Below are 22,860 nucleotides of genomic sequence, written 5' to 3' on the forward strand. Positions count from 1 at the left end.
TACTCGCCTTAAAAATTACTACGCTATAAGTGCCATGACCGAATTAAAACGTTTAAATAAATTTATTAGTGAAACAGGGTTTTGTTCACGCCGCGAAGCCGATAAATATATTGAGCAAGGTCGTGTCAGCGTTAATGGCTACTCGCCTGAAATGGGCGTAAAAGTAGCTGCTACCGATGTTGTATTAGTTGATGGCAAGCCACTTAAAGCCACACCAAAGCGCGTTTATATCGCTTACAATAAACCCGTTGGTATTACGTGTACTACCGAAAGTAAAATTCAAAGTAATATTATTCGCGCAGTTAACTATCCAACACGTATATTTCCAATAGGGCGTTTAGATAGACCTTCTGAAGGGCTTATATTTTTAACTAACGAAGGCGATATCGTTAATAAAATTTTGCGTGCGGGTAATAACCACGAAAAAGAATATGTTGTTACGGTTGATAAACCGCTTAATCGTCAGTTTGTTACAAAAATGGCCAATGGCGTGCCTATTTTAGATACCGTGACTAAAAAGTGTAAAGTGACACAAACTGCCCCTAAAGAATTTAAAATAGTACTTACACAAGGTTTAAACCGCCAAATACGCCGTATGTGTGAATATTTAGGTTACGAAGTGGTGACGTTAAAGCGCACTCGTATAATGAACGTAACACTAAAAGGTTTAAAGGTAGGGCAGTGGCGTCATTTATCTGATACTGAAATGGCGCAAATAAACGACTCGATTTCTGACTCAGGTAAAACTCAAGAACATTCGCTTGATGCTAATAAACAATCAGAAAATAATATGCTGTCGGCTCCTAAAAAGCGTGATTTTCAGGGTGAAAATCCTCGCCGTTTTAATAAAGGCGAACAAAGTGGCGAGCGTAGTACTGAGCGAAATTCAAGTCGCAACTCTGATCGCAGTAATGCTAATGGCGAGCGCAAAAATGAGCGCAGTAAAGCACCTTATCAAAAGCGTTCTACCACGTATGTTGGTAAGCCAAAAAGTATTAAAGAGAACAAGTCGTCACAGTCAAAACCTAGCTCGGGGCGTACCCTTAGCTTAAAAAAATAATCTGCACCTAAGTGGTATTCTACTACCACTGTATTTCTTGTACTATATTACCAAGTGGGCTTGTAACGCCCACTAAATTTATATTGTTATTTTGTAAAGTCACCAATTTATTCTTATCTAAATACCATCTAAAAGTGTATTTTCTGTAGTTCTGTAAACTAAGCACAGTTAGCGTTGCACAACTGTACTCATAATCATTTGGGCAACTACCTACCTCGAGTAATTGATGCTCTTGCTGCCATATATTATTGCTGTATTTATTGGCCCATAATTTCACAGAAATACAAACTGACGTCCATAACCATAAGTAAATTAAAATAGGCAAAAACAGTGGTATAAATGCGCTGCGGAACTTCCCATGCTCAGCAATATAATTTTTAACTGTATGTTTAAATTCAAAGTTATTATTGTATTTTTTATATAGATGCCTTAATAAAACAACCGACAACACTATCGCCGTTATTGGAAATAACGTAAATGTTAAGGTGTTATATATACTGTTGGGGATAAAAGCGGGGTCGGCTTGTTCATCCCATGCAAGTAAAACCAGCGGAGGTGCTGTTACTAAGAGTAATATGGCGCTGTTGAAGAGTTGCTTAAAGGTCAAAGGGTATTCACTTATAAAATGTTGCTTGTATAAAGCCCAAATTAGCGCTTAATATTTCGCTATTAAATGCTAAAGCCAATATAAAATAAGAGTATACCTAAATAAACAGCAATCGCCGATAACGAGTTTTTAGAGCGCAGGCGCTTAACAAGGTCGCGTGTGCCATCAAACATACCGGAAATAACCAGTAGTATGCCCCCTGTAAAACGGTAGTTGTTTAAGTTCACGTTACCATTATCGTCAGTTATAAAGCGTAGATAACCAAAAAGTATAAAAAGGCTGCCCGCTATTAGTACTGCAATTTTAAAGTTTTCCAAGGCTTTTCCATAATATTGAGTTAGATATTAAAACGCCACTGAGTCTAGCTAGTATAATTTTACTATATTTCGAATTCAAATTTTGCCTAAATCCATTAAATGTCCTCATTATGTCGCTATATTAGGCGTATATACGCTAAAGCTTGATTTATATTGTGCATTAGCAAGTACACCTTAGTTATATGTTGGGTAAGCTGTTAAGATGCGCCGTCTTAATAATGTAGAAAGGTTATAGAAGTAACATGTCAAAATTTTTCTTTATGGGTAAGCCCGACATAATGGGTAAAAATAACAGTAATGGATTTGCGCCAAATCGTACCGCAAAGCCAGGCACAGAGTTACACCCGTTAACGCTAATTGTAAACTCAGCTGAACGACAATCAGAAATAGAAGCCATATTAGAAGAGCATTCGCTGTTTGCTTCAATTGAAGTTAAAGCAGACGTACCAGAAGATATTCGCGAACTAGACTTTGCGCTTAGTAAATCAACACCACAAGTATTTGATAAAGTACCAGAGCGTAACGCACCTTGTGTATGTGGTAGTGGCAAAAAATATAAAAAGTGTTGCGGTTAGTTTCTTAACAACTAAATATGTAGCCTTTCTTTTTTATCGGTATTAAATAAAAATGCCACAGGATTTTGAGCCTGTGGCATTTTTTAATGTTAACCAATTATATGTTTAACTACTTACGTGGCTCGTAATCAATTCTAAATATCACGGTGTACAGTACCGGCACTACAATTAGAGTCAAAATTGTAGCAAAGCCCAAACCAAACATAATTGTTACCGCCATTGATTGAAAAAACACGTCAAATAACAGCGGGATCATACCCAAAATAGTAGTTATAGCTGCCATTGCAACTGGTCGTACACGGCTCACACCAGAGTCAAACACGGCTTCATAGGGCGATTTACCTTCCCTTAATTCAAGGTTTATTTGATCAACTAATACAATACCGTTTTTAATTAGCATACCGCTTAAGCTTAACAAACCAAGTAGCCCCATAAAGCTAAACGGAGCATTCATCGCTAACAATCCCGCACTTACACCAATAATAGCCAAAGGCACAGTTGCCCAAATAACAAGTGGCTGTTTGAGCGAGTTGAAAAGTAGTACGGTTACTGCAAACATAGCTAAATAGCCCAGTGGTAATGAGCCAAATATTGCTTTTTGCGCTTTGCTTGATGACTCAAACTCACCGCCCCATTCTAGTTGGTAACCACGTGGTAGTTCCATGTTCTCTATTGGGCCGCGAATACGTGCAAATAATTTAGCGGGTGTTTCGTCCCCTAATACATTGTGATCGGCCATTACTGTAATAGTTCGTTTGCGATCGCGGCGCATTATTAGGCTGTCTTCCCACTGCACATCAAATTCGTCTACAACTTGAGTCACTGGTATAAATACACCAAGGACTGGGCTGTATATTTGAAGGTCGTGTACGCTTTCTACGTTTAAGCGCTCGTTAGCAGGAGAGCGAGCAATAATAGGCAGCAACTGCGTGCCATCGCGATATACGCCCACTTGTTTACCCGATAAGCTCGTTAGCAACACATTATCTAAGTCTGATTTACTAATACCTAATCGACGTGCTTTTTGCTCGTTAAACTGCGGGCGAATCATTTTGGTACGTGCGCGCCAGTCATCACGAATATTATATGCACCTTCGTCTTCACCAATCAGCTCTTCGGCTTTAGCGGCTAGTTGTCTTAAAACAACAGGATCAGGGCCCGAAAAACGCGCTTCTATTTTTGCATCAGTAGAAGGGCCAATTTCCATCGGTTTAATTTTAAGCTGTGCAGAGAGTGCATGATTGCTTGAGTAATCACGGACTGTTTGCATTACAGTTGCTACAGCTTCTCTGTCGGCAACACGAATAATTAATTGCCCGTACGCGGGATATGATTTTTCAGGCGCGTAGGTAAGCATAAAGCGCGGTGCACCTTGGCCTGTAGTACTTGTTACTTCTTCAACAAGGTCTTCTTTTTGCAAAAACTCTTCAAGCTTTTTAACGCCCTCAAGGGTTGAGCGAATATCAGAGCCTTGCTCTTGCCAATAATCTACATAAAACATAGGTGTATTAGAGGCAGGAAAAAACGACTGTTTTACAGAGCCAAAACCAACAACCGCAGTACACAGCAAAACAACCATTAATATAAGCGTGGTTTTTCTAAAGTGCAGCGCTAAATCTAAAGTCGCTTTATAACCATTAAAAATAAAACCTTTATACGGGTCTTCATCTTCTTGGCCTTCTTCGTTTTTAAATTCGTTTTCTTTAAACATTAAATTGGCAAAAAATGGCGTTAATGTTATGGCCGTTATCCAGCTTAATAAAAGCGAAATAAACAACACCCAAAACAAGCTACCGGCAAATTCACCGCTGGCATCAGAGCTTAAACCAATTGGCGCAAACGCAGTTACTGCAATTACTGTAGCTCCAAGTAATGGCCATTTTGTTTGTTCAACAATATTAACAGCCGCTTTTAGTTTTGTTTGGCCACGTTTAAGATTTATCAATATGCCTTCGGTGACGACTATTGCGTTATCAACTAGCATACCAAGAGCAATAATAAGTGCTCCAAGCGATATACGTTGCAAGTCGATAGCAAACAACTTCATAAATATAAACGTACCCAGCACGGTAAGCAGCAAAATACCACCAATTAAAATGCCGCTTTTTAGACCCATAAATAACAGCAGTACAACAATAACAATCGCAATGGCTTCAAGTAAGCTGATAATAAAACCATCAACCGATTTTTGAACCTCTTGTGGTTGGTTGTATACAGAATTTATGTGAATACCATGAGGGCGTTGGTATTCAAGTGATGCCAAATGCTCGTCTATGTTTTTACCCACATCAACCACGTTAACACCCGACATAAACGATACGCCAATAAGTAAAGCTTGCTGAGAGTTATAACGAATAATGTTATTTGGTACTTCTGCGTACTCTCTGTAAACCTTTGCTACATCGCCTAAGTAAATAAGCTCATTGGCACCTGATTTTGAAATTAATAAGGTTTCGAGCTCTTTTACATCTTTAAATTCGCCAGTAGGGTGCAAGCGAATTGACTCATCGCCCACACGAATTTTACCCGCGTTAGATACCGTGTTTTGCGATTGCAATAACTGGAATATATGGCTTGGCGCAATACCTAATTGAGCAAGTTTACGCGTAGAAACTTCAACCATTACTTGCGCTTGTTGTTGCCCCGCAACGGTTACTTTACTTACGCCTTTAACCAAGACTAGCTCACGTTTTAAAAAGTCTACGTAGTCTTTAAGCTCGTCATATGAGTAGCCATCACCGGTTACCGAATACATAACACCGTAAACATCGGCAAAGTCATCTAAAATAGTACTTGGGTAAACGCCGCTGGGAAGCGAAGGGGAGAGGTCGTTAATTTTACGACGCATTTCATCCCAAATTTGGCGAAGTTGCTCTTTTCGATAAGTGCTTTTCATCTCTACCGAAATTTGCGACTTGCCGTTAGATGAAATAGAAGTAACGTAATCAACATAAGGTAATTGCTGAATCGCGTTTTCAATCGGAAAAGTAACTTCTTCTTCAACTTGCTGCGGCGAAGCGCCAGGGTACATGGTAATAACCATGGCTTTTTTAAGCGTAAACTCAGGGTCTTCTAGTTGCCCTAAATCAAAATACGATACACTACCGCCAATTAATAGAAGCAGCGTAAACATCCAACTGATTACTTTTTTCTCTATGGAGAGTTGTGCAAAGCTCATAATTATAAGCCTCGCTCTTTATTCCATGCTCTTACTTTCATGCCTTCTTTTAGTGAATGCACACCGGCCGAAACTACAATTTGGCCTTCTTTAATACCGCTTAATACTTCAATACCATCGCGGTGCAACTGGCCAACCTTTACAGCTTGTTTATGCACTTGGCTAGTTTTTGAATCAAAAAGCCATACGTAGGCGTTATCTTCAATTGATTCTTGCGGCTCAGAAAACACCGACTCGATAGGTAGTATTGTGTAAGCAACTTGCGAGCGCGTTACTTTACTTAAATCAATAAGCACGCTACCTGTCATACCTGCGAGTAAATTAAAGTCCTCAGGTACTGGTAGCGAAAATACAACCTTATAAGTAAGTGTTGCAGGATCTGCTTGGGTATCCCACTCTTTAATATCAAGTATGTACTCTTTATCGTCAAAGCCATCAAACTTTACAGTAGGGTGGTAATCAGTGCCTTTTTTAAAGCGAGCGACTATTTTTTCAGGAACCTGAATTTCTACGTCCATTAAATCGCGTGTTTCTAAGCGTAATATATTTTGTTTTGCTTGAATATTTTCAAAGTTTTTAACAAATACTTTTGCGACCGTGCCTGAAAATGGCGCGCGCAGCTCGCTGTACTCAAGGTTTGTTTGTGCAATTTTAAATGCAGATTCGGCAATTTGCATATTAGCAGTGGCTTCATCTAATTCTGATTGGCTGGTGATTTTTTTCTCAAACAATTGCTCAATACGGCCAAGTTGTGACTTTGCCAGCTCAAAGCGTGCTTTACGTTCGTCAAACTGTAACTGAAAATCTTCTGGGTCTAGTTTTGCTAATAAATCACCTTTTTCAACGTGTTCACCAGCAAGCACAGGGAACTTAACAAGTTCGCCGTTTACCCTAAAAGCTAGGTAAGAGCCTTGGTTTGCAACAACCTCAGCAGGAAAGCTGCGAATGTTAGTTTGCGTATCATGACCTATGTTGAATAATTTAACAGGGCGAATAGGCTCTTCTTTAACTTGTTGTTCTGGCTCAGAACAGGCTATTAAGCTAAGTAAGGTCGTTGTTAATAAACATAGACGAAAGAGTTTCATGTCTTCTCCGTTGCAATGATGGCAAAATAATTAAGTGCAGCATACGCTGCAAACATATAAAATAAAAATCATTAAATTTTAGAAACTCAATAAGTTTTACTTATAATGTTGCAGAGTGCTATATGAAGCTGAATCAATTAATAATTTTAGATGCCATAGTGCAAAGCGCAAGCTTAAGCGGGGCAGCACTAAAGCTACATAAAACGCAGCCAGCGCTTACACTCGCCATTAAAAACTTAGAAGCCAAAATAGGATTTGAGTTACTAGACAGAAGTAAGTACCGATTACAGCTTACTGAAAAAGGGCGAATTTTTCACCGCGAAGCGAAGCAACTCCTGCATGCCAACGACGAGCTGGCACAACTTGCTGAAGAATTAGCATTAGGCAATGAGCCTCAATTTAGAATTTGTTACGAACAACTGTGCCATATGCAAAGTTACAACGAGATCATAAGTAATACTTTTAGGTTGTTTACTAGCACCGAATTTAGCTTAACAAGCGGAAAACGCTTTATCTCATTAGAGCAAGTAAACAGTGGGCAAGCCGAATTAGGCATTGGCCCGTGGTTTGACTTATTTCATGCAACAGGCGATTTAGAAAGCGTACCAATTGGCAAGCTTGCTATTGGCATTGTGAGCGCTAAAGGCGTACTCCCTCAAAGGCTCACCTATAACGAACTGCAAACGTATCCGTGTTTAGCCATGTTTGAAAGTGACTTGAGTATCGACAGCGACAGGCTATCGTACTCAAAAGGCTCCGCCATGATGAAAATTGATGATGTATCGACCTTAAAATCGTTTTTACTCTCAGGTGCTGGTTGGGCAATGATGAGCCTAGAGCACTGCTACACTGAAATAAAAGCAGGCTTACTTCAAGAAATACACATAACTGACCGAGAGCATAAGTTTAGCGCGCAAATTAGAGCCTTTAGGCAGCATGCAATGCACCACGGCCCTGTAGCGCGTACTATTTGGGAGCAATTTAAAGTACTTAGTGAGGCGTATTTAAATGAACGCTGATATTGATAAAGAAACACTTATTTATACTGTTATCGCAGGCATACCAATAGGAAAAGTAGCAAGCTATGGGCAAGTTGCTGCTCTTGCAGGCTATCCGCAAAACTCACGCTTGGTGGGGCGCTTATTAAAAGTGATGCCAAACGACTCAGTTATACCTTGGCACAGGGTGGTGAATAGCCAAGGTAAAATATCATTCCCTGAAGGTAGCGAAAAATACCAAGAACAGCGTGAAAAGCTATTATCAGAAGGCGTATTGTTTAAAAACGACAAAGTGAATATGCGCGAGTGCCGATGGCAGTAGAAGACAAGGAATGGCTTAATAATAGTATTTAAGCACTGTTACCAAACCAAGCATGTTGACCACTTTTTTATTTATGAAGTTTAGCAATACATATAAATAACCTGATATTTGAGCATTTAGTTTTATCTTCAATACAAGCTCCTTACTAACCTAGATTATCGATAAATGAAAAAGTTACAAAAAAGGGGCATATTTTCTACTTTCTAGCCATCAAAAATACAAAGAGGTGAGTCTAAAACTCTTCCACACCTACTTATACCTGCGTTTTCATGCAATCCACTAAAAATAAAAGTTTGGCATACCACTTGAAGTAACAATCTGTCGTAGAAAATAATGAGCATACCCGTGGTGGTTCAAGAGTTCGCTTTAATAGGTATCTCATATACAGCTAAGTAAAAATTCTTAAAGCTATAATAAAGGTGGCTAAGAACGTGTTTGAAGAACACGATTTATGCTCATCGGTACGTTATTAATTATCGAAATGACCAAGCGTATATATTTAGTTTTGAGTGTGACAATTTTTAAAAACTTGATTTTAAGGACTAACCAAATATGACTGACCCTACTTTAGTTATTTTAATGTACTTTGTGATCCCTATTTGGCTTGTAGCTGGCATTGCGGATTGGTTTTGTCATCGACGTAGTAATATTTCTACAACAAGTGGTGCAAAAGAGTCGTTTATTCATCTATTAATGTTTGCCGAAGTGGGTATACCGTTAATTCTTGTTTTAATTTTTGAAGTTAATAGTTTGATTATTGCTATTAGTATCTTGTTGTTTTTTATTCATGAACTTACAGCAATGTGGGATGTAACTTACGCGGTAAGTAAACGTAGAGTGGGGCCAATAGAGCAGCATATACATAGCTTTTTAGAAATGATACCGCTGTTGGCTTTAGTATTAATTATTGCGCGGCACTGGGAACAATTTACAGCATTATTTACTCCAGGGGGCTTTCCTCCTGAATTTACGCTCCAATTAAAAGAGTCACCTATACCAATAACTTACTTGATAACAGTGCTATTCATATCACTCGTGCTAGAGTTTATGCCTTATTTAGAAGAGTTCATTCGCGGTATACGTGCTAAAAAAGACAACGCATAAAACCAGTTTGATAGATAGGCATAAAGCCTAAGTTGACTGCTTAAGCAGCTCTAGTTGTTTAAGCAGTTTGTTTATGCGTGCTTAAATAGGCTCACTCAACCTCGTACTAAGTCAAATAGTGCAGTGGGTAACTCAGGCTTTTAGGGTGTTTATAACCACGGTTTCACGAATACTTAGTGGATTTTGTTTAGATGTGATGCAAAAAGAGTAGGTAATAACAGCGGCGTATACTCGCCGCTATTATGTTGTTTAACAATCATCTGTTGATGATTAAGGTAGATGTTGCCCACCTGTCACGCCCATTATTTCAGCGGTAATGTAACTTGACTCTTGCGAAGCTAAGTATACATATGTTGGGGCTAGCTCGGCAGGTTGGCCTGGTCTACCTAGTGGCACGTTATCACCAAATTCGGGAAGTTTTTTCGCCGGTTGGCCGCCACTTTGTTGTAGCGGAGTCCAAATTGGCCCTGGAGCAACACCATTAACCCGAATGCCTTTATCTATTACCATTTTTGCTAAACTTTTAGTAAAGCTAGTAATTGCGCCTTTAGTTGATGCGTAATCAAGAAGTCCAGCAGAAGGCTGGTAACATTGGATAGAGGTTGTGTTAATAATACTTGCCCCGGGTGGCATATGCTTTACTGCGGCCTTTGTTATCCAAAACATAGCAAATACGTTTGTTGCATATGTTTGGCAAAATTGCTCGGTAGATAAATCTTCTAACTCGGCGACAAATTGTTGCTTACCAGCATTATTAACTAGTATGTCAATTGACCCCAAGTATTCAACGCTTTGAGCGACAAGGCTGTTACAGAAATCTTCATCAGATATGTCACCTGCAATACCCCAAGCCTTGTTACCACTGGCTTTTAGTATATCGAGTGTTTCTTTCGCATCGGTTTCTTCGCTGGGTAAGTAATTAATAACAACTTCCGCACCTTCTCTTGCAAATGCGATGGCTACGGCTTTTCCAATCCCAGAGTCGCCGCCTGTGATCAAAGCTTTACGGCCTTTTAACCTTTCGTGGCCCTCATAGGAATCTTCGCCATGATCTGCTTTAGGTTTTAAAATTTCATCTAGCCCTGGGTCCGGTTGATTACTGTCTTTTTCGGTAAGTCCCATCTGATATTGGCTTCTAGGATCTTGCATAGTAAATTGATTAGTTGGCATATCAAAGTCTCCTCAACGTAAAGTTTAAGTTCGATTAATTGCATGTAATTACAAAGAGCGTAATCTCAGACAGCACAGCAATGCTGTTACTTCTCTTTGCTTAGCGTGAATTGGGTGATGTAAAAAATATAAGAGGCGTGTGTGCTTGTAAAATGTCGAAGCTAAAGAGCGACTAACTGATTTAGCACGAATAGCAATATTATAGTTAGCTTGTAATGCTCCCACTCTGTCTCTCCTTTAAAATTGACATTTTTAGCCGTTTACGTACACCGCCTTCTTTATAAAAAGCAATAGATATGCCACAGAGGTGCTTTTTAAATATTAAGCTATGTTACTTATTTTAAAGTGTTTATATTTAAACTGGAGAAAATATAAGAGCGGATGACGGGTAAAAAGTGGATATTAGTACCGAAAATATTACACACCGTTCATTAAGCCAATCAAGTTGGGAAGGTGCGTTTATGGCTGCACTGATGGGCTTATAATTAAGCCAGAAAATAGCAGCACGTTAAAGTGTGTCGTTAAGTGATATGCTAATCCCCCCGAAAAATTATAGAAGCCAAATATAGAATTTTCACCTATCGCAAGTATGCGTGGCACTCGAACTCAATTTTGTACTTTTCGACGTTAGCTTTTCTTTAGTGTAAAAATAAGCTGGGTTTTCATGGTAATTGCAATAAAACGTCAAGTAAGTTTGTTTAATACAAAATATTATTACTTTTTATCACTGTGCGTGCTGCGTGCTTTTTTTATGAGGCGATGGGCACTTTACAGGTAAGTTTTACGAACACCGCAGACGCTAGGTTGAAGATAAATCAATTAAAAAAGGAAGAATCTTGATTTCTTACATTACAGTTTTGAGTGGCTACTCATGGCTCTGTGCCAAAGTTCGGCTCAGTGCCAGTGTAGGTCGGATAAGCGAAGCGCCATCCGAAACAGTAAAATACCTTATCAATTATTATCAATATTTTATGGTGTCGAGTGGCTGGAGAGTGCCATGAACAGTCATTCATGATCAACTCGTTTCAGTCCTAAAAGGAGTTAACGTAAATGCTCTAAAGGTCTGCTTTGAGTTAAAAGCGGGCATAAAATCTAACTTATTTCTTGTGCCCGTCTAGTAATCGTTGTGAGACAAAATACACATTACCTTTAGCTCTTGTACAAGCTACGTATAGCTTGTTCAACGTCGATGGTGCCAAAGTAGCCAATTGTCCTTTTGTATAGGCTGTGAATGTGGTCGGATTTAGAACTATGCAGATGTCAGAAAAATCATCCAAGCCTTTTGTATTTCCCCAATTGTCAGACCTTCCAACGTACTTGTAGCTTTCTTTAAAAAACAATTTAACGATGGAATCGTCAGAGAATAATCTTTTAATTTGTTCAGTATCGTCAATTATGGCAATATTGACTTCATCTTGTCGATGGGAGTTTATTGTGATGCCAATTTGCTCGGTAACAAACCTGCAAACTGTAGGGCTACATCTATAGCTGTGAGCGAGTGTATCTAAGTCGATTATGTATCCTGAATCTTTGAGCTTGGTAAGATATGCTTCATAGTTGTTATGTAGGTTTTTTTGAATATTACCATCTCGGCTAGTATCAAAAGTATGTTGGAAAAAGTCACCAACGAATAATACCTCCACATCCATTTTCGACAACTGACAAAGCAAATTGAAATCATTAGCTGCGAAATCTTGAACTTCATCTACGCAAAAGAAATCAAAATACTTTTCTATACGCTCAGAGATATCAGACACACCATCACAATCCATCATCATCTTCGCAATACGGCTATGGTAAAGTCGGGATCCTTGGCTGAAGTAATGTCTGTGAGTGTTGCGTTTCGCAAATTTAGGCGGTTCACTATAGCTAATCCCCTTTATCTTAACGTCGTTACCAACGATTGGTCGCACGCAGAACGACATTAGGAATGAAAAATAGGTGTAAACACGCACACCTTTAGGCATTACTCCAAATTTTTTTAAAATACGCTTTTTTAGATTAGTAGTATTATTTACAGTGTAAGTAACAATCAGCGCACGACTATTTATACCTAATTTATCAATTATATGTTGTGTTTTCCCCGATCCTGCAACTGCTAGTACTACTCGCTTATCCATTCAATGGCCTCTCTAATGTATGGAGGTACAGTGATTTCATTCGCCTTCTCGTCAAGTAACCTAAATGCTGCGGTAGTTTTGTTATTCAACATATACTGTTGAGGTGTTAATTGGATTCTTCCGCCTGAAAATAAGCCGTCGCATATATCTTTATTATCCTGATACATGCATATTTCAAAAGTTGTTCTTGTGTTATCTGGGTCAGCGCATACTGTTATACAATCTGCTTGATAATCATGATAATTATCTATACAGTTTTTTTGATAGTCACTGTCATTATCACGGATCACCGCCGTCCTAATATTCAACAACTTAGAAACTTCCATATATCGTTTAAAGCTAGTACCACCAACGGAGATTATATGAACACCATCCTCGCTTGGTGCATGACCTTTTGTTCGCTCGTATAAGCACTCCATCAGAATATATTCCGCATCACCCTCAACAAGAATTACTTTTTCAGAAAGGACATGCTCTAAGATGTTATGGTTAGGGGCTTTCGCAAAAAACTTAGCGGTATCCCTCGTGAGGTCTGTCAAGGAAGCAGGTCTGATTGCTGCACTATTCAGTAAGATCGACTTTCTTAAATCTAATCTAGAGCTAATTAAGCTACTATGGGTTGCAATTATCACCTGATTATCATGAGCCTTCTCTACCTGACTAATTAGCTTATACATGCTGGTGTGGCTAAGGTGGTTCTCAGGCTCTTCTAGTAACAAGACATCGATTCTCTTGCCTTCATCACGCTCTCTCAATGCAAACGCTGTTTTTATAAAGCACTGCTTTCCTTTACCACGATTTTCAATAGGAATGCCTTCCTCTGTTAGTGTTAGATCAGTTTCCAAATTGAACTTTGAGCCAGAGCGGATAGCAAAATCGTAGCCTTCTAAGTCATCATTAATCACATTTAGCTGGGTATCCCTGAAGGCACTTTTTTGCTGTCTATATTCATTCATTAGACTATAACGGACAGGTTGCTCTACGGTCGCTTCATACATGGCTTTTACATACTGACTGTTTGCGTACTCGTTGTTAATTTGAGTGCTATCAATAGACAAAAAGCGCAAAAACTTCCGATAACTGGAGTATGCATCCCCATTGAACGTAATAAACTTGGCAACGTAAAATTCGAAAGGAAAGTTATCACCTTCAGTATCCAAAACTTGCCGTATCTCCGCGCTTAACTCTTCGTTCGGTTCACAGATCAATTGAAGCCCGTCAGCATAAATTCCATCACTGTTGTTTCTACCGTTGAGATCTGGGCTATCTGTTTCATTTAGAAATAATTCAATATGAAGACTCGGAAGGCGGTCTATACTCTTCTCACCCGCTAGAAATTCAGAAACAACACTAACATTAAGCAAAGCTTCGATACCCAAGCTATCTACCTTACTTCTGCTGCCACTCAATACAAGTTCAATAGCCGTCAATATAGTGCTCTTTCCTGCTTCATTATCCCCAATTAGAATATTTCTTTTGGGGTCAAATTGAACCTCATACTCCCTGAATTTTTTAAAGTTTTTTATTTTTGTTTTCAAAATATACGTCATTGTAATAATCACCTGCCATGAATATTTTTTAACCAGAATACTATACATTACTCAAAGTTATAAGTGATCTTCCGCTGAATTACCTATTGCACGAAGAGCTAAAAACGAATTACATCATAATGTTTATTTTTTAGCACGGAGCTACTTGTCGGCTCTGAAACGTTTTTGTCCTTCGACGGGTTATGAACATAACTCGCCTTTGCCTCAAAGTGATTTAACTTAAAAAACTCTAAGGTCGGCTTTGACCGAGGCGCGGTTATTAAAATTTTTTTGTATTCAGTTTGTTTTTAACAAAAAGCACAATCCTTCCCTTAGATTAAGGAAAGTGAGCAATTTACGGATATATGTCCCGCAGAGACCACTGCGAAAATCAATAAATATTTTCCTATCTAGAAATAAGTTACTAAGCTTTAAACTGATGTGCAAATCAGAAGTATGCTCGATTTGAGCACTATTAAATTATTAGGGTATAAAATAGTTCAAGATATAAGGAAGTAAAATGGGCAGATTTAAATATTTATATAGCATTTTGTCAGTATTGTTTTTTTCTGGTTGTGTGAGCCGTACACAGATACCTATGCCCATGCCGGGTCAGGAGATAAACTTACATGTGGGAATAATTGCAGACACACAAATAACTACGAAAAATAGATCAAATGGTTATTTATTCAGAAATATGCGTACTGACGCTTTAGTAAATGTAGCTATTAGGACGAGTGCTCAGGAGCATTTGGCGGCTGAACACCTTGAATATATGCTGAAATCATTAGCGAAAAATTCGCCTGATATTATTTTGTATCTTGGGGATGCAGCTAATAGTGGTTGTGAGGACGAAATACTTAGTTTTATGAATGTGATGAGCTCATTCAGGAAACAGAACAAGATTCCAGTATTTCTGACAGTTGGTAATCATGACTATCTAGCTACAGGCAATCAATCTGACGTTACAGCTAGAAACCAAGCATGTGGAGATCAGCCATATTTTACTAAAAGCACTCTGGCAAAATTGTTCTCCGACTACAATTTAGAGTCTAGTAAAATTATTAATAATAAAAGTAAATTTAGAATATCGTCATTTGTTGATGTGTTGACGGACAAGGATTCAGGAGTTTTAGAAAGCTGCGAATCCGTTAGCGAAGAGGAACAGCAAGTAAATGGATGCTACTACGCAGGTCTGGTTGTGCTTTCATCGAATGAATCAAATGTACAATTTTTGCTTGTTGATTCCTCAGATTACTCAGACGTCAAAGTTTTGCCTGAACTATCGGAGTACTTTGCATTCTTTGGTCTTCGAGGATCAGTATCTTGGAACCAAGGTCAAACTTATTGGTTCGAAAAGCAATTCAATAATTCAGACTCAATAAGAATAATTTCTTCTCATTATCCTGTTACGAATTTGGGGTGGACAGGGCTTTATGTAAGTAGACCGGGAGATTTAATGACTAAAAGTGGCTATAACCTATGGCTTTCTGCACATACGCATACACCACTTATCAACTCAGGAGGTGAAGCTATAAATTACGGTTCATCGTCTGAGGGCTATAAGACTGTTCAGCACTTAAACGTTGGTTCCACCACTGATTATAAGCCTCATGCAGCAATCGTTAATATTAGTGCAGATAGCGTTTTAATGGATAAAGTTGAATCTATGACAATTGAAGAACTATCAGCATGTAAAAATAAGCTCTACGTTAATTTCAATCAAGCTCCCGAAGTAGTAGAAAGGATATTAGGGTTAACAAAAGCCTATCGAAAAAAAGGATACGATACCAAAGAAAGCAGAAAAAATATTGATGCATACCTAGCTAAAAAAGAAGAACAACGCGAATACTGGGTTAAATGTTTGATCAATATTGCAGCAGAAAATGAATACAAATAGTTCCAGCTTCTCAAGCTACTAGCCGAACAAATTGCTGCTAGAGACAAAGTTACCGAATGGCTGTTTTTGTACTTATAAGCTAGTAGCAGAACGGCTCAAAATGGCACTTTTGCGAAGTTCAGCTGAGAGCGAAAAGCCGCCACTCAGGCAAGTTGTCATTAACTTAGTCTGAATAAGAGGAAACTTTCTTTTTTTACATGTTTATATAAGTTGCAGTAAGAGTAATATTTATAGTTGGCAATAACTTATAGTGTTTGCTATTAATATAAGTTCACAAAATAAGGATGTTTTCGCACTAAGATAGGGAAAGTGTCCTCTGATAAAGTTGTTGGGCATTCAGGAGGTTTCATTGCAATATCGAAAATATGACGAATATAAATTGATGCACGAATCTATAAATGGTTTTTGTGGAATTATCCTGCTGTCATTTGCAAAAGAAGAATGTGAAATTAAAGATATTATTTTGAGAAACTCAATTGCAAAAGCATCAATGAGTTTAAAGGGAATATTTGCTCAATGGGATATCAAAAACTATCAAGATGGGTGGGCTATGTACAGAAATTTACTCGATAGGCTTTTTCATATAGAACACATAGCTCAGAACAATCAATTTCAAGAATTTGATGATTGGTCTATCTATCAACAAGCTATAAAGCAGAATTTGGTTAAAAGTGACACTAGGTTTCAAAACTCTAGTCCACCACTAAACGCTAAAATGAAGGCTAGAGTAAAAGAACTATTAAAAAACAAACCCACATGGAAACGTCCGAAAGCAGAAGATGTAGCCAAAAGCATGGAAATGGACTTCTTATATAAATATGGTTTTGATATGGCAACAATGCACACGCATCCTATGTCTAACGATGGGGCACAAGATTTCCACTCTATAACAGGGATACCTACAAATGAAGAGTTCCCTGATCAAATAACTTTATTACATGATAGTATTTTGGTAGTAACATTAATCATTCAAAATGTACTAAATTATAGCTCTCCCAAGTGGAGGAATATCATGTGGGATTTTATCGAGCAACTAAGGTTTTGTCTCAATGATGGTAATAAAAATTATGGTGTTACTTTTATTAAAATAGCTAATAAATTTGGTGAACAATCAACTTTGTGTGCCGAAAATGTCTAATAAACAATTTAATAGGGACAAAAAACAGTCTGCTTTTGTTCACTGTTATCACCATTTTAGCAAACTAATTTTTGTCCGTTAATATGGGCGTTAGTTTTAAGGATGATTATGCCTGAAATCCCCGTGAATACTTTAATTCCGGCAGGAGTAATAATTGCTTCCGCAATAGCTGGAGTTTTTTCGTTTATATCTCTTATTTTGTCTAAAGAGCAAAAAGTTTCTGAGTTTCGTCAAAAATGGATTGAATCATTAAGAGATGATATTTCTGATTTTCTTGGAAACATCGTTGTCTTGGTTGACATGAAGCAGAGAGATCATTCAGCTAGGGTTGCCAATGCTAATTTAGTATTTACTGCTAGTGAAATTAAAGATTGCCAAGCAGCAGTATCCTCTTCTTTAACTAAGATATTTTTAAAGTTGAATCCTGATGATAAAAATATAAATATCATTGCATTAGTTAAGCATTTAGATGAAATAAAATCATACACTCTAAGTGCAAAATGGGGTGATATTAATGAAAAAGTAGATTTAGTTCGCGAAGACTCGCAGAAGTTATTAAAACAACAATGGGATAGGGTTAAAAAGGGAGAACCTGCTTTTGTATGGGCGAAGCGTTTTGCGTTAAGTATATTTTTTGGTGCCTTCATTTTAGGCGGATATATAGTTTGGCATTTTATTTAAAACTAACAAGAAACCAAGGTTACGACCGTCCGCTTATGGCACAGAGCCGTCCTGCGGCTTTAACTCATTTTTGTCCAAAAACGAGTTGACCCGACAGTCCGCTTATCGCTCAAACCAGACCATTCTAATTGGCTATACAAGCTCAATAAACGTAATGGCTAATTGAAATATAATGGCAAACACACCCAGCAATAACAAATAAGTGCCAAATAGCGTGGCTAAATTGGGTGCTTTTAGCGCTGTAAAATAATGTACCTAAACTATAAAAAATGCCGCCGGCAAGTAGCCAGTAAAGTGCTTTTACATCAACACTTGAATAAAGCGGATATACAATAGCCAGTGCAAACCAGCCCATGAGTAAGTAGGTGGCGAGTGATATTTTTTTATTACCGTTTTTTACAAATACTTTGTACGCAACGCCCGCCAGTGCAACACTCCAAATAAATGTAAGTGTTGCCCATGACCAAGCACCGGTTAATGAGATTAATAAAAAGGGAGTGTAGGTGCCAGCAATTAATAAGTATATGGCGCAGTGATCGCACTTTTTATAAAAGGCTCTTAAGCGCGGTTGAATACTCGCGTGGTACAAAGTGGATGACAAAAACAGCACAAATAAGCTGCTGCCATAAATTGCAGTACTAACATACGCTTTAGTGCTGGTGGCTTGGCTAAATAAATCCCACATAACACACGCGGCAAATATAATACCGAGTGCATGGCTGATTACGTTTAATTTCTCTTCTTTACGGGAATAAGGCGCTTCTAACGACATAACTGTTCCTACCACTATTGGAATTAATTTCAGTGTACAACTGTACGCTGAAAGTTTCAATCTTAGCTGTGAGTAATTCTAAATAACTTTATTTGATACGCTACTTTAGCTTTTACTTGATTTTAAAGAGAATTAATTCACTATGTTGGTGTCTAGTGTAATACATATTACGAGCTGAAATAACCATGAAACAAGATCTAAAAGCTGCTTTACTTACCGCCATTGTTTATCCTGGAGCGGGGCATTTTTCTTTAAAAAAACACCTTATAGGCGCTATTTTTGCGGGTGTATTCTCTGTTCTTTTAATTTTAACCTTTCAAGATATATTTGCGATTGCACAGTGTACTGCAAATGAAATTGTAAACGGAAAAATACCCATGTCGGTTACGGCCATTTTAAAAGCCGCGCAACAACCTTCTGACGCCTGCGCTCAACTCGCTGAATATAAGTATGTACCTTTAATGATTATAATTTGGGTGCTGAGTATGCTGGATGCATATCGTTTGGGCAGAAAAGCGCTGCCTACTAAAAAATAAGCCAGTTAATCAGAACTCGGTTTGGTTGGCTTATTAATATTTACTCTGATATTTAGCTATTATTGATGGCGGTAATAATTATTACCGCTTTTTCCATTTTTATACATATTTTTTGTAACCGAGATTTTTGCCTGCACCATGTAAACATCGTGTAAATACCTGTATATACCCAGTAAAATCCTCAAACCTCGCCAAATTAACTTTGTTTAACTGTTAAGTATTGGTTTTGTGTCAATTTATTACATCAAGCAATGACGACTGATAATTTCAATTTAAGGAAATACGATGAATAACAGTTCAAATAATCATAAAAGAAAGGATTTTAAAGTGGCGAGCTTATCGTTAGCTTTATTATTAGGGTGCTCAACCATGGCCAATGCCGCTGTTGAGAAGTTAACGGTGAGTGGGAATCAAATTCTTGCAGGTGGAGAAAACACAAGCTTTGCAGGACCTAGCCTATTTTGGAGTAATACGGGGTGGGGCGCTGAAAAATTTTACACAGCAGAAACAGTAGCAAAGGCAAAAACTGAATTTAATGCAACATTAATTCGTGCAGCTATTGGCCATGGTACGAGTACCGGTGGTAGTTTGAACTTTGATTGGGAGGGCAATATGAGCCGTCTTGATACTGTTGTAAACGCAGCTATTAGCGAAGATATGTACGTTATTATTGATTTTCATAGCCATGAAGCACATACCTATCAAGCAACTGCAATTCGCTTTTTTGAAGACGTAGCTACCAAATATGGGCAGTACGACAATGTTATTTATGAAATTTATAATGAGCCGTTACAAATCTCGTGGGTTAACGATATTAAGCCTTACGCAGAAACAGTTATTGATAAAATTAGAGCAATCGACCCTGATAACTTAATTGTGGTTGGTACGCCTACGTGGTCACAAGATGTGGATGTGGCATCACAAAACCCGATAGATCGCGCCAATATTGCTTACACTCTGCATTTTTATGCTGGCACGCATGGCCAATCGTATCGAAATAAAGCACAAACTGCACTCGATAACGGTATTGCACTATTCGCCACAGAGTGGGGAACAGTTAATGCTGATGGCAATGGTGGTGTTAATATTAATGAAACCGATGCATGGATGGCATTTTTAAAACAAACAATATTAGCCACGCTAACTGGGCTTTAAACGATAAAAACGAAGGTGCATCGTTATTTACGCCAGGTGGTAGTTGGAATTCATTAATCGCGTCAGGCACTAAAGTTAAAGAGATCATTCAAGGTTGGGGTGGTAGTACGGTTGCTTTAGACTCTGATGGCGATGGTATAAGTGATAGTAACGATCAGTGCGATAACACTCCCGCAGGTACAACGGTTGACAGTATTGGTTGTGAAGTAACTGACAGCGATGGCGATGGTATTAGCGATAGTGTTGATCAATGCCCTAATACACCTGTAGGTGAAACTGTTAATAATGTAGGTTGCGTTGTTGAAGTAGTTGAACCACACAGCGATGCGGATAACGATGGTGTGAATGATGATATTGATCAGTGCCCAGATACACCCGCTGGTACAAGTGTTGATACAAACGGATGCAGTGTTGTAAGTTCAACAGATTGTAATGGTATTAATACATATCCTAATTGGGTAAAAGAAGATTATTCGGCCGGTGCGTTTACTCACAATAACACAGACGATAAAATGCAATATCAAGGTAATGCATACAGCGCAAATTGGTATACAAACAGCATTCCAGGAAGTGATGCTTCGTGGACGCTTATCTATAGCTGTAGTTAAACGCGTTAAATAAAATATGCGAAGAAGGTAAATAATACAAATACATTTACCTTCTTTTTAAAAGTATTAGCCTTTATAAACACTTTGGTGTTGATTAATGATGTTGTAGCTAGGGGAGTTTATGTTATCTATATAGCGCCAATCGGTTGTGATTTGCTCTTTAGTAATAGTCACTAACATATATCCACGGTGTGATAAGTCACAATAGTTTAAGTCGTTTATTAACAATGAAAGCGAGTCAGCCATTTGCTTTGCTTGTGCTGTATTAAGCGCTAAATAATGCTCCATACCCGGGGATGTAACACCAGGCGTTGCAAATTCTACTCCTATGCTTTCGCCTTTTGCATTTTTTAATGTGCCATGCCACGCATTGTGCGTATCACCTGCAACCACGACTAACTTTTTATTTAATGCGGTAACGCTTTTGTATAATGCTTCGCGCTCGCTTGGGTAACCATCCCACGCATCTAAATTGTAAGGCTTTAAAGTATTTACGCGTGCGAGTTGCTCAGGTGTTACCGCTTTATTAGCTAACACGGCTTTTTTAATGGCAACAAGCTCTTTTAACACCTGAGGTATTTTAGTGCGATCGGATTGCGAGAATATTTCAGTAGGTAGCCACATTTTAGTCATCAATACTTGCTGGCCCAATACTTGCCATTTTGCATTTGATTTAGTTATTGCACTCGTGAGCCAGTTTAGTTGTGTGTTACCTAGTAACTGCCTACTTGGATTATTTAAATCACTGGCAAAGCGCGCAACATCCATTTGTTTGGTCTCTAGGTTTTTATAGTCGCTGTAAGCGAGTTGTTTATCGCGTGCTATTACGCGCGTATCTAGCATGTGCAAGCTTATTAAATTACCAAAATCGAAGGTGCGGTATATTTGCGGGCTTTGTTCGCCCATAGGCGGTCTAATTGGCAGCCATTCGTAATAGGCTTGAATAGCTGCTGCACGGCGCTTAAAAAAGTCACCTTCATCAGGGGTATGATTTTCAGCACCACTTTTATAGGTATCGTTGGTAACTTCGTGATCATCCCATATTGCAATAAAAGGCGCTGCAGCGTGAAGAGCTTGAAGGCCTTGGTCTGTTCTGTAAATAGCATAGCGCTTACGATAGTCGCTAAGGGTAATAATTTCACCACTGTTATCGGCTGCTAATTGGCGGCCAATTTTTTCAGCATTTTCGGTAGCGTATCCGCCCATTGGGTATTCGTAAATGTAATCTCCTAAATGCAGTACCACATCTAAATCTTTTTGTTTAGCGGCATCGGTGTAGGCATTAAAGTACCCAGCAGGATAGTTTGAGCACGACACAACAGCCATTTTTACTTGTTCAATGTTATTTATTGGTAGTGTTTTAGCACGGCCAATTGGGCTTTGTGTATTTAAACCCATAAACCGATAAAAGTACTCTGTGTTTGGAGCAAGTTCTTGCACATCTATTTTTATTGTAAAGTCTCTGCTTTTATCTGTTTGTTCGCGCCCGCTGCGGATGATGTTTTTAAATTGAGAGTCACTTGCCAGTTCCCAAGCAGCAGTAACTTCAAAATTTGATTGAGAAGTAGTTGCACGTGTCCAAATTATTAAAGCATTACTGAGCGGATCGCCACTGGCTACACCGTGTTTAAATTCAATAGCCGATAGTGGTTTGTTTGTTAATGTTTGAGCACAACCTGTAATGGCACTCGATACTGCGACGGTAAATATGCTTGCTGCTGAGGTTTTTAAGAAATTTCGACGTGATGAAAGGGTCATACTGCACTTTTTGAATTATTTATAGTGGTGTGCACTTTAGCGGGTAGATATGACGTTTTTATAAACGCTAAATGTATTTAGTGTGACGGTATTAATACATTTAAACCCTTTTATTTATTAACTAAAAAGTAGTCAAAAAAATTAAATTAAATGGTTAAATTAACAAGGTATGAATTTTTTAAATTAAAGAGATGCATGTAAAATTGTTTAATTACAGTTGCTTACGATTTATTTTTATGTTGGCACA

Annotated in this window: 18 protein-coding genes and 1 pseudogene; 10 read left to right on the top strand and 9 right to left on the bottom strand. The window is 38.3% G+C overall.

All coding sequences use genetic code 11. The annotated features are described in order from the left end of the window. The first annotated feature begins 34 nt into the window (after positions 1–34). The gene (rluF, locus tag H5160_RS16335) at positions 35–1,060 is read left to right on the top strand and encodes a 23S rRNA pseudouridine(2604) synthase RluF (RefSeq protein ID WP_165742605.1); all 1,026 of its coding nucleotides are present in this window, start codon (positions 35–37) and stop codon (positions 1,058–1,060) included. Between the two features lie 22 nt (positions 1,061–1,082). On the opposite strand, the gene H5160_RS16340 is transcribed toward rluF, so the two are convergent. Next, positions 1,083–1,667, bottom strand: coding sequence for a hypothetical protein (locus tag H5160_RS16340; RefSeq protein WP_182694919.1), 585 nt, complete (start codon positions 1,665–1,667; stop codon positions 1,083–1,085). A 62-nt stretch (positions 1,668–1,729) separates the two neighbouring features. Beyond that, positions 1,730–1,984, bottom strand: coding sequence for a MetJ regulator of methionine regulon (locus tag H5160_RS16345; protein ID WP_182724759.1), 255 nt, complete (start codon positions 1,982–1,984; stop codon positions 1,730–1,732). A gap of 242 nt (positions 1,985–2,226) precedes the next feature. Here H5160_RS16345 and H5160_RS16350 point away from each other — a divergent pair, with 242 nt between their 5' ends. Continuing rightward, positions 2,227–2,559 carry a PBPRA1643 family SWIM/SEC-C metal-binding motif protein gene (locus H5160_RS16350; RefSeq protein ID WP_182694918.1) on the top strand — a complete coding sequence of 111 codons (333 nt, stop codon included), beginning with the start codon at positions 2,227–2,229 and terminating at the stop codon, positions 2,557–2,559. Between the two features lie 109 nt (positions 2,560–2,668). Here the strand turns inward: H5160_RS16350 and H5160_RS16355 are convergent, their stop codons facing one another. Further along, positions 2,669–5,737 (bottom strand): efflux RND transporter permease subunit, encoded by a 3,069-nt coding sequence (locus tag H5160_RS16355; protein ID WP_182738018.1) that lies wholly within the window; start codon positions 5,735–5,737, stop codon positions 2,669–2,671. Positions 5,738–5,739: 2 nt separating this feature from the next. Further along, entirely contained in the window at positions 5,740–6,822 is a 1,083-nt protein-coding gene (locus tag H5160_RS16360) for an efflux RND transporter periplasmic adaptor subunit (RefSeq protein WP_170071433.1), read from the bottom strand. Positions 6,823–6,944: 122 nt separating this feature from the next. Between H5160_RS16360 and H5160_RS16365 the strand changes: the two genes are divergently transcribed. The 3 genes from H5160_RS16365 to H5160_RS16375 all read left to right on the top strand — a co-directional run bounded on the left by H5160_RS16365 (position 6,945) and on the right by H5160_RS16375 (position 9,246). Then, complete coding sequence (locus tag H5160_RS16365; protein WP_182738019.1) at positions 6,945–7,841, top strand: LysR family transcriptional regulator; 897 nt, start codon at positions 6,945–6,947, stop codon at positions 7,839–7,841. Further along, positions 7,831–8,142 carry an MGMT family protein gene (locus tag H5160_RS16370; RefSeq protein ID WP_182694914.1) on the top strand — a complete coding sequence of 104 codons (312 nt, stop codon included), beginning with the start codon at positions 7,831–7,833 and terminating at the stop codon, positions 8,140–8,142. Before H5160_RS16365 ends, H5160_RS16370 begins: the two co-directional genes overlap by 11 nt. Positions 8,143–8,694: 552 nt before the next feature. Further along, positions 8,695–9,246: a hypothetical protein gene (locus tag H5160_RS16375; protein ID WP_029753163.1), complete on the top strand. Its 552-nt coding sequence runs from the start codon at positions 8,695–8,697 to the stop codon at positions 9,244–9,246. 270 nt (positions 9,247–9,516) lie between these two features. On the opposite strand, the gene H5160_RS16380 is transcribed toward H5160_RS16375, so the two are convergent. From H5160_RS16380 to H5160_RS16390, 3 genes are all read right to left on the bottom strand, one after another. Next, complete coding sequence (locus tag H5160_RS16380; protein ID WP_182738020.1) at positions 9,517–10,416, bottom strand: SDR family oxidoreductase; 900 nt, start codon at positions 10,414–10,416, stop codon at positions 9,517–9,519. A gap of 1,097 nt (positions 10,417–11,513) precedes the next feature. After that, positions 11,514–12,536 carry an AAA family ATPase gene (locus H5160_RS16385; RefSeq protein WP_182738021.1) on the bottom strand — a complete coding sequence of 341 codons (1,023 nt, stop codon included), beginning with the start codon at positions 12,534–12,536 and terminating at the stop codon, positions 11,514–11,516. Further along, positions 12,521–14,086, bottom strand: coding sequence for an ATP-dependent endonuclease (locus tag H5160_RS16390; RefSeq protein ID WP_182738022.1), 1,566 nt, complete (start codon positions 14,084–14,086; stop codon positions 12,521–12,523). Before H5160_RS16390 ends, H5160_RS16385 begins: the two co-directional genes overlap by 16 nt. 499 nt (positions 14,087–14,585) lie before the next feature. On the opposite strand from H5160_RS16390, the gene H5160_RS16395 reads away from it, so the two are divergent. The 3 genes from H5160_RS16395 to H5160_RS16405 all read left to right on the top strand — a co-directional run bounded on the left by H5160_RS16395 (position 14,586) and on the right by H5160_RS16405 (position 17,784). After that, positions 14,586–15,965 carry a metallophosphoesterase gene (locus H5160_RS16395; RefSeq protein ID WP_182738023.1) on the top strand — a complete coding sequence of 460 codons (1,380 nt, stop codon included), beginning with the start codon at positions 14,586–14,588 and terminating at the stop codon, positions 15,963–15,965. Between the two features lie 349 nt (positions 15,966–16,314). Next, positions 16,315–17,103 carry a DUF5677 domain-containing protein gene (locus H5160_RS16400; protein WP_220491174.1) on the top strand — a complete coding sequence of 263 codons (789 nt, stop codon included), beginning with the start codon at positions 16,315–16,317 and terminating at the stop codon, positions 17,101–17,103. A gap of 108 nt (positions 17,104–17,211) precedes the next feature. Continuing rightward, complete coding sequence (locus tag H5160_RS16405; protein ID WP_182738024.1) at positions 17,212–17,784, top strand: hypothetical protein; 573 nt, start codon at positions 17,212–17,214, stop codon at positions 17,782–17,784. Between the two features lie 142 nt (positions 17,785–17,926). Here the strand turns inward: H5160_RS16405 and H5160_RS16410 are convergent, their stop codons facing one another. Further along, entirely contained in the window at positions 17,927–18,556 is a 630-nt protein-coding gene (locus H5160_RS16410; RefSeq protein WP_182738029.1) for a hemolysin III family protein, read from the bottom strand. Between the two features lie 185 nt (positions 18,557–18,741). Here H5160_RS16410 and H5160_RS16415 point away from each other — a divergent pair, with 185 nt between their 5' ends. Then, a complete protein-coding gene (locus tag H5160_RS16415; protein ID WP_182692446.1) occupies positions 18,742–19,092 on the top strand; it encodes a hypothetical protein in 351 nt (116 codons plus the stop codon). A gap of 285 nt (positions 19,093–19,377) precedes the next feature. Beyond that, positions 19,378–20,855: pseudogene (locus H5160_RS20595) on the top strand (cellulase family glycosylhydrolase). Positions 20,856–20,921: 66 nt separating this feature from the next. Here the strand turns inward: H5160_RS20595 and H5160_RS16425 are convergent. Further along, on the bottom strand, positions 20,922–22,613 hold the full coding sequence (locus H5160_RS16425) for an alkaline phosphatase (RefSeq protein WP_182738031.1): 1,692 nt from the start codon (positions 22,611–22,613) through the stop codon (positions 20,922–20,924). Between the last annotated feature and the right edge of the window lie 247 nt (positions 22,614–22,860).

Source organism: Pseudoalteromonas sp. SG43-4 (assembly GCF_014164325.1).
GTDB classification, from domain to species: domain Bacteria; phylum Pseudomonadota; class Gammaproteobacteria; order Enterobacterales; family Alteromonadaceae; genus Pseudoalteromonas; species Pseudoalteromonas distincta.

Excerpts from the sequence above, each read along its gene's own strand:
- H5160_RS16355 (WP_182738018.1), bottom strand. The coding sequence starts at position 5,737 with ATGAGCTTTGCACAACTCTCCATAGAGAAAAAAGTAATCAGTTGGATG.
- rluF (WP_165742605.1), top strand. The coding sequence starts at position 35 with ATGACCGAATTAAAACGTTTAAATAAATTTATTAGTGAAACAGGGTTT.
- H5160_RS16370 (WP_182694914.1), top strand. The coding sequence starts at position 7,831 with ATGAACGCTGATATTGATAAAGAAACACTTATTTATACTGTTATCGCA.
- H5160_RS16410 (WP_182738029.1), bottom strand. The coding sequence starts at position 18,556 with ATGTCGTTAGAAGCGCCTTATTCCCGTAAAGAAGAGAAATTAAACGTA.
- H5160_RS16405 (WP_182738024.1), top strand. The coding sequence starts at position 17,212 with ATGCCTGAAATCCCCGTGAATACTTTAATTCCGGCAGGAGTAATAATT.
- H5160_RS16390 (WP_182738022.1), bottom strand. The coding sequence starts at position 14,086 with ATGACGTATATTTTGAAAACAAAAATAAAAAACTTTAAAAAATTCAGG.
- H5160_RS16385 (WP_182738021.1), bottom strand. The coding sequence starts at position 12,536 with ATGGATAAGCGAGTAGTACTAGCAGTTGCAGGATCGGGGAAAACACAA.
- H5160_RS16360 (WP_170071433.1), bottom strand. The coding sequence starts at position 6,822 with ATGAAACTCTTTCGTCTATGTTTATTAACAACGACCTTACTTAGCTTA.
- H5160_RS16425 (WP_182738031.1), bottom strand. The coding sequence starts at position 22,613 with ATGACCCTTTCATCACGTCGAAATTTCTTAAAAACCTCAGCAGCAAGC.
- H5160_RS16365 (WP_182738019.1), top strand. The coding sequence starts at position 6,945 with ATGAAGCTGAATCAATTAATAATTTTAGATGCCATAGTGCAAAGCGCA.
- H5160_RS16375 (WP_029753163.1), top strand. The coding sequence starts at position 8,695 with ATGACTGACCCTACTTTAGTTATTTTAATGTACTTTGTGATCCCTATT.
- H5160_RS16350 (WP_182694918.1), top strand. The coding sequence starts at position 2,227 with ATGTCAAAATTTTTCTTTATGGGTAAGCCCGACATAATGGGTAAAAAT.
- H5160_RS16380 (WP_182738020.1), bottom strand. The coding sequence starts at position 10,416 with ATGCCAACTAATCAATTTACTATGCAAGATCCTAGAAGCCAATATCAG.
- H5160_RS16395 (WP_182738023.1), top strand. The coding sequence starts at position 14,586 with ATGGGCAGATTTAAATATTTATATAGCATTTTGTCAGTATTGTTTTTT.
- H5160_RS16415 (WP_182692446.1), top strand. The coding sequence starts at position 18,742 with ATGAAACAAGATCTAAAAGCTGCTTTACTTACCGCCATTGTTTATCCT.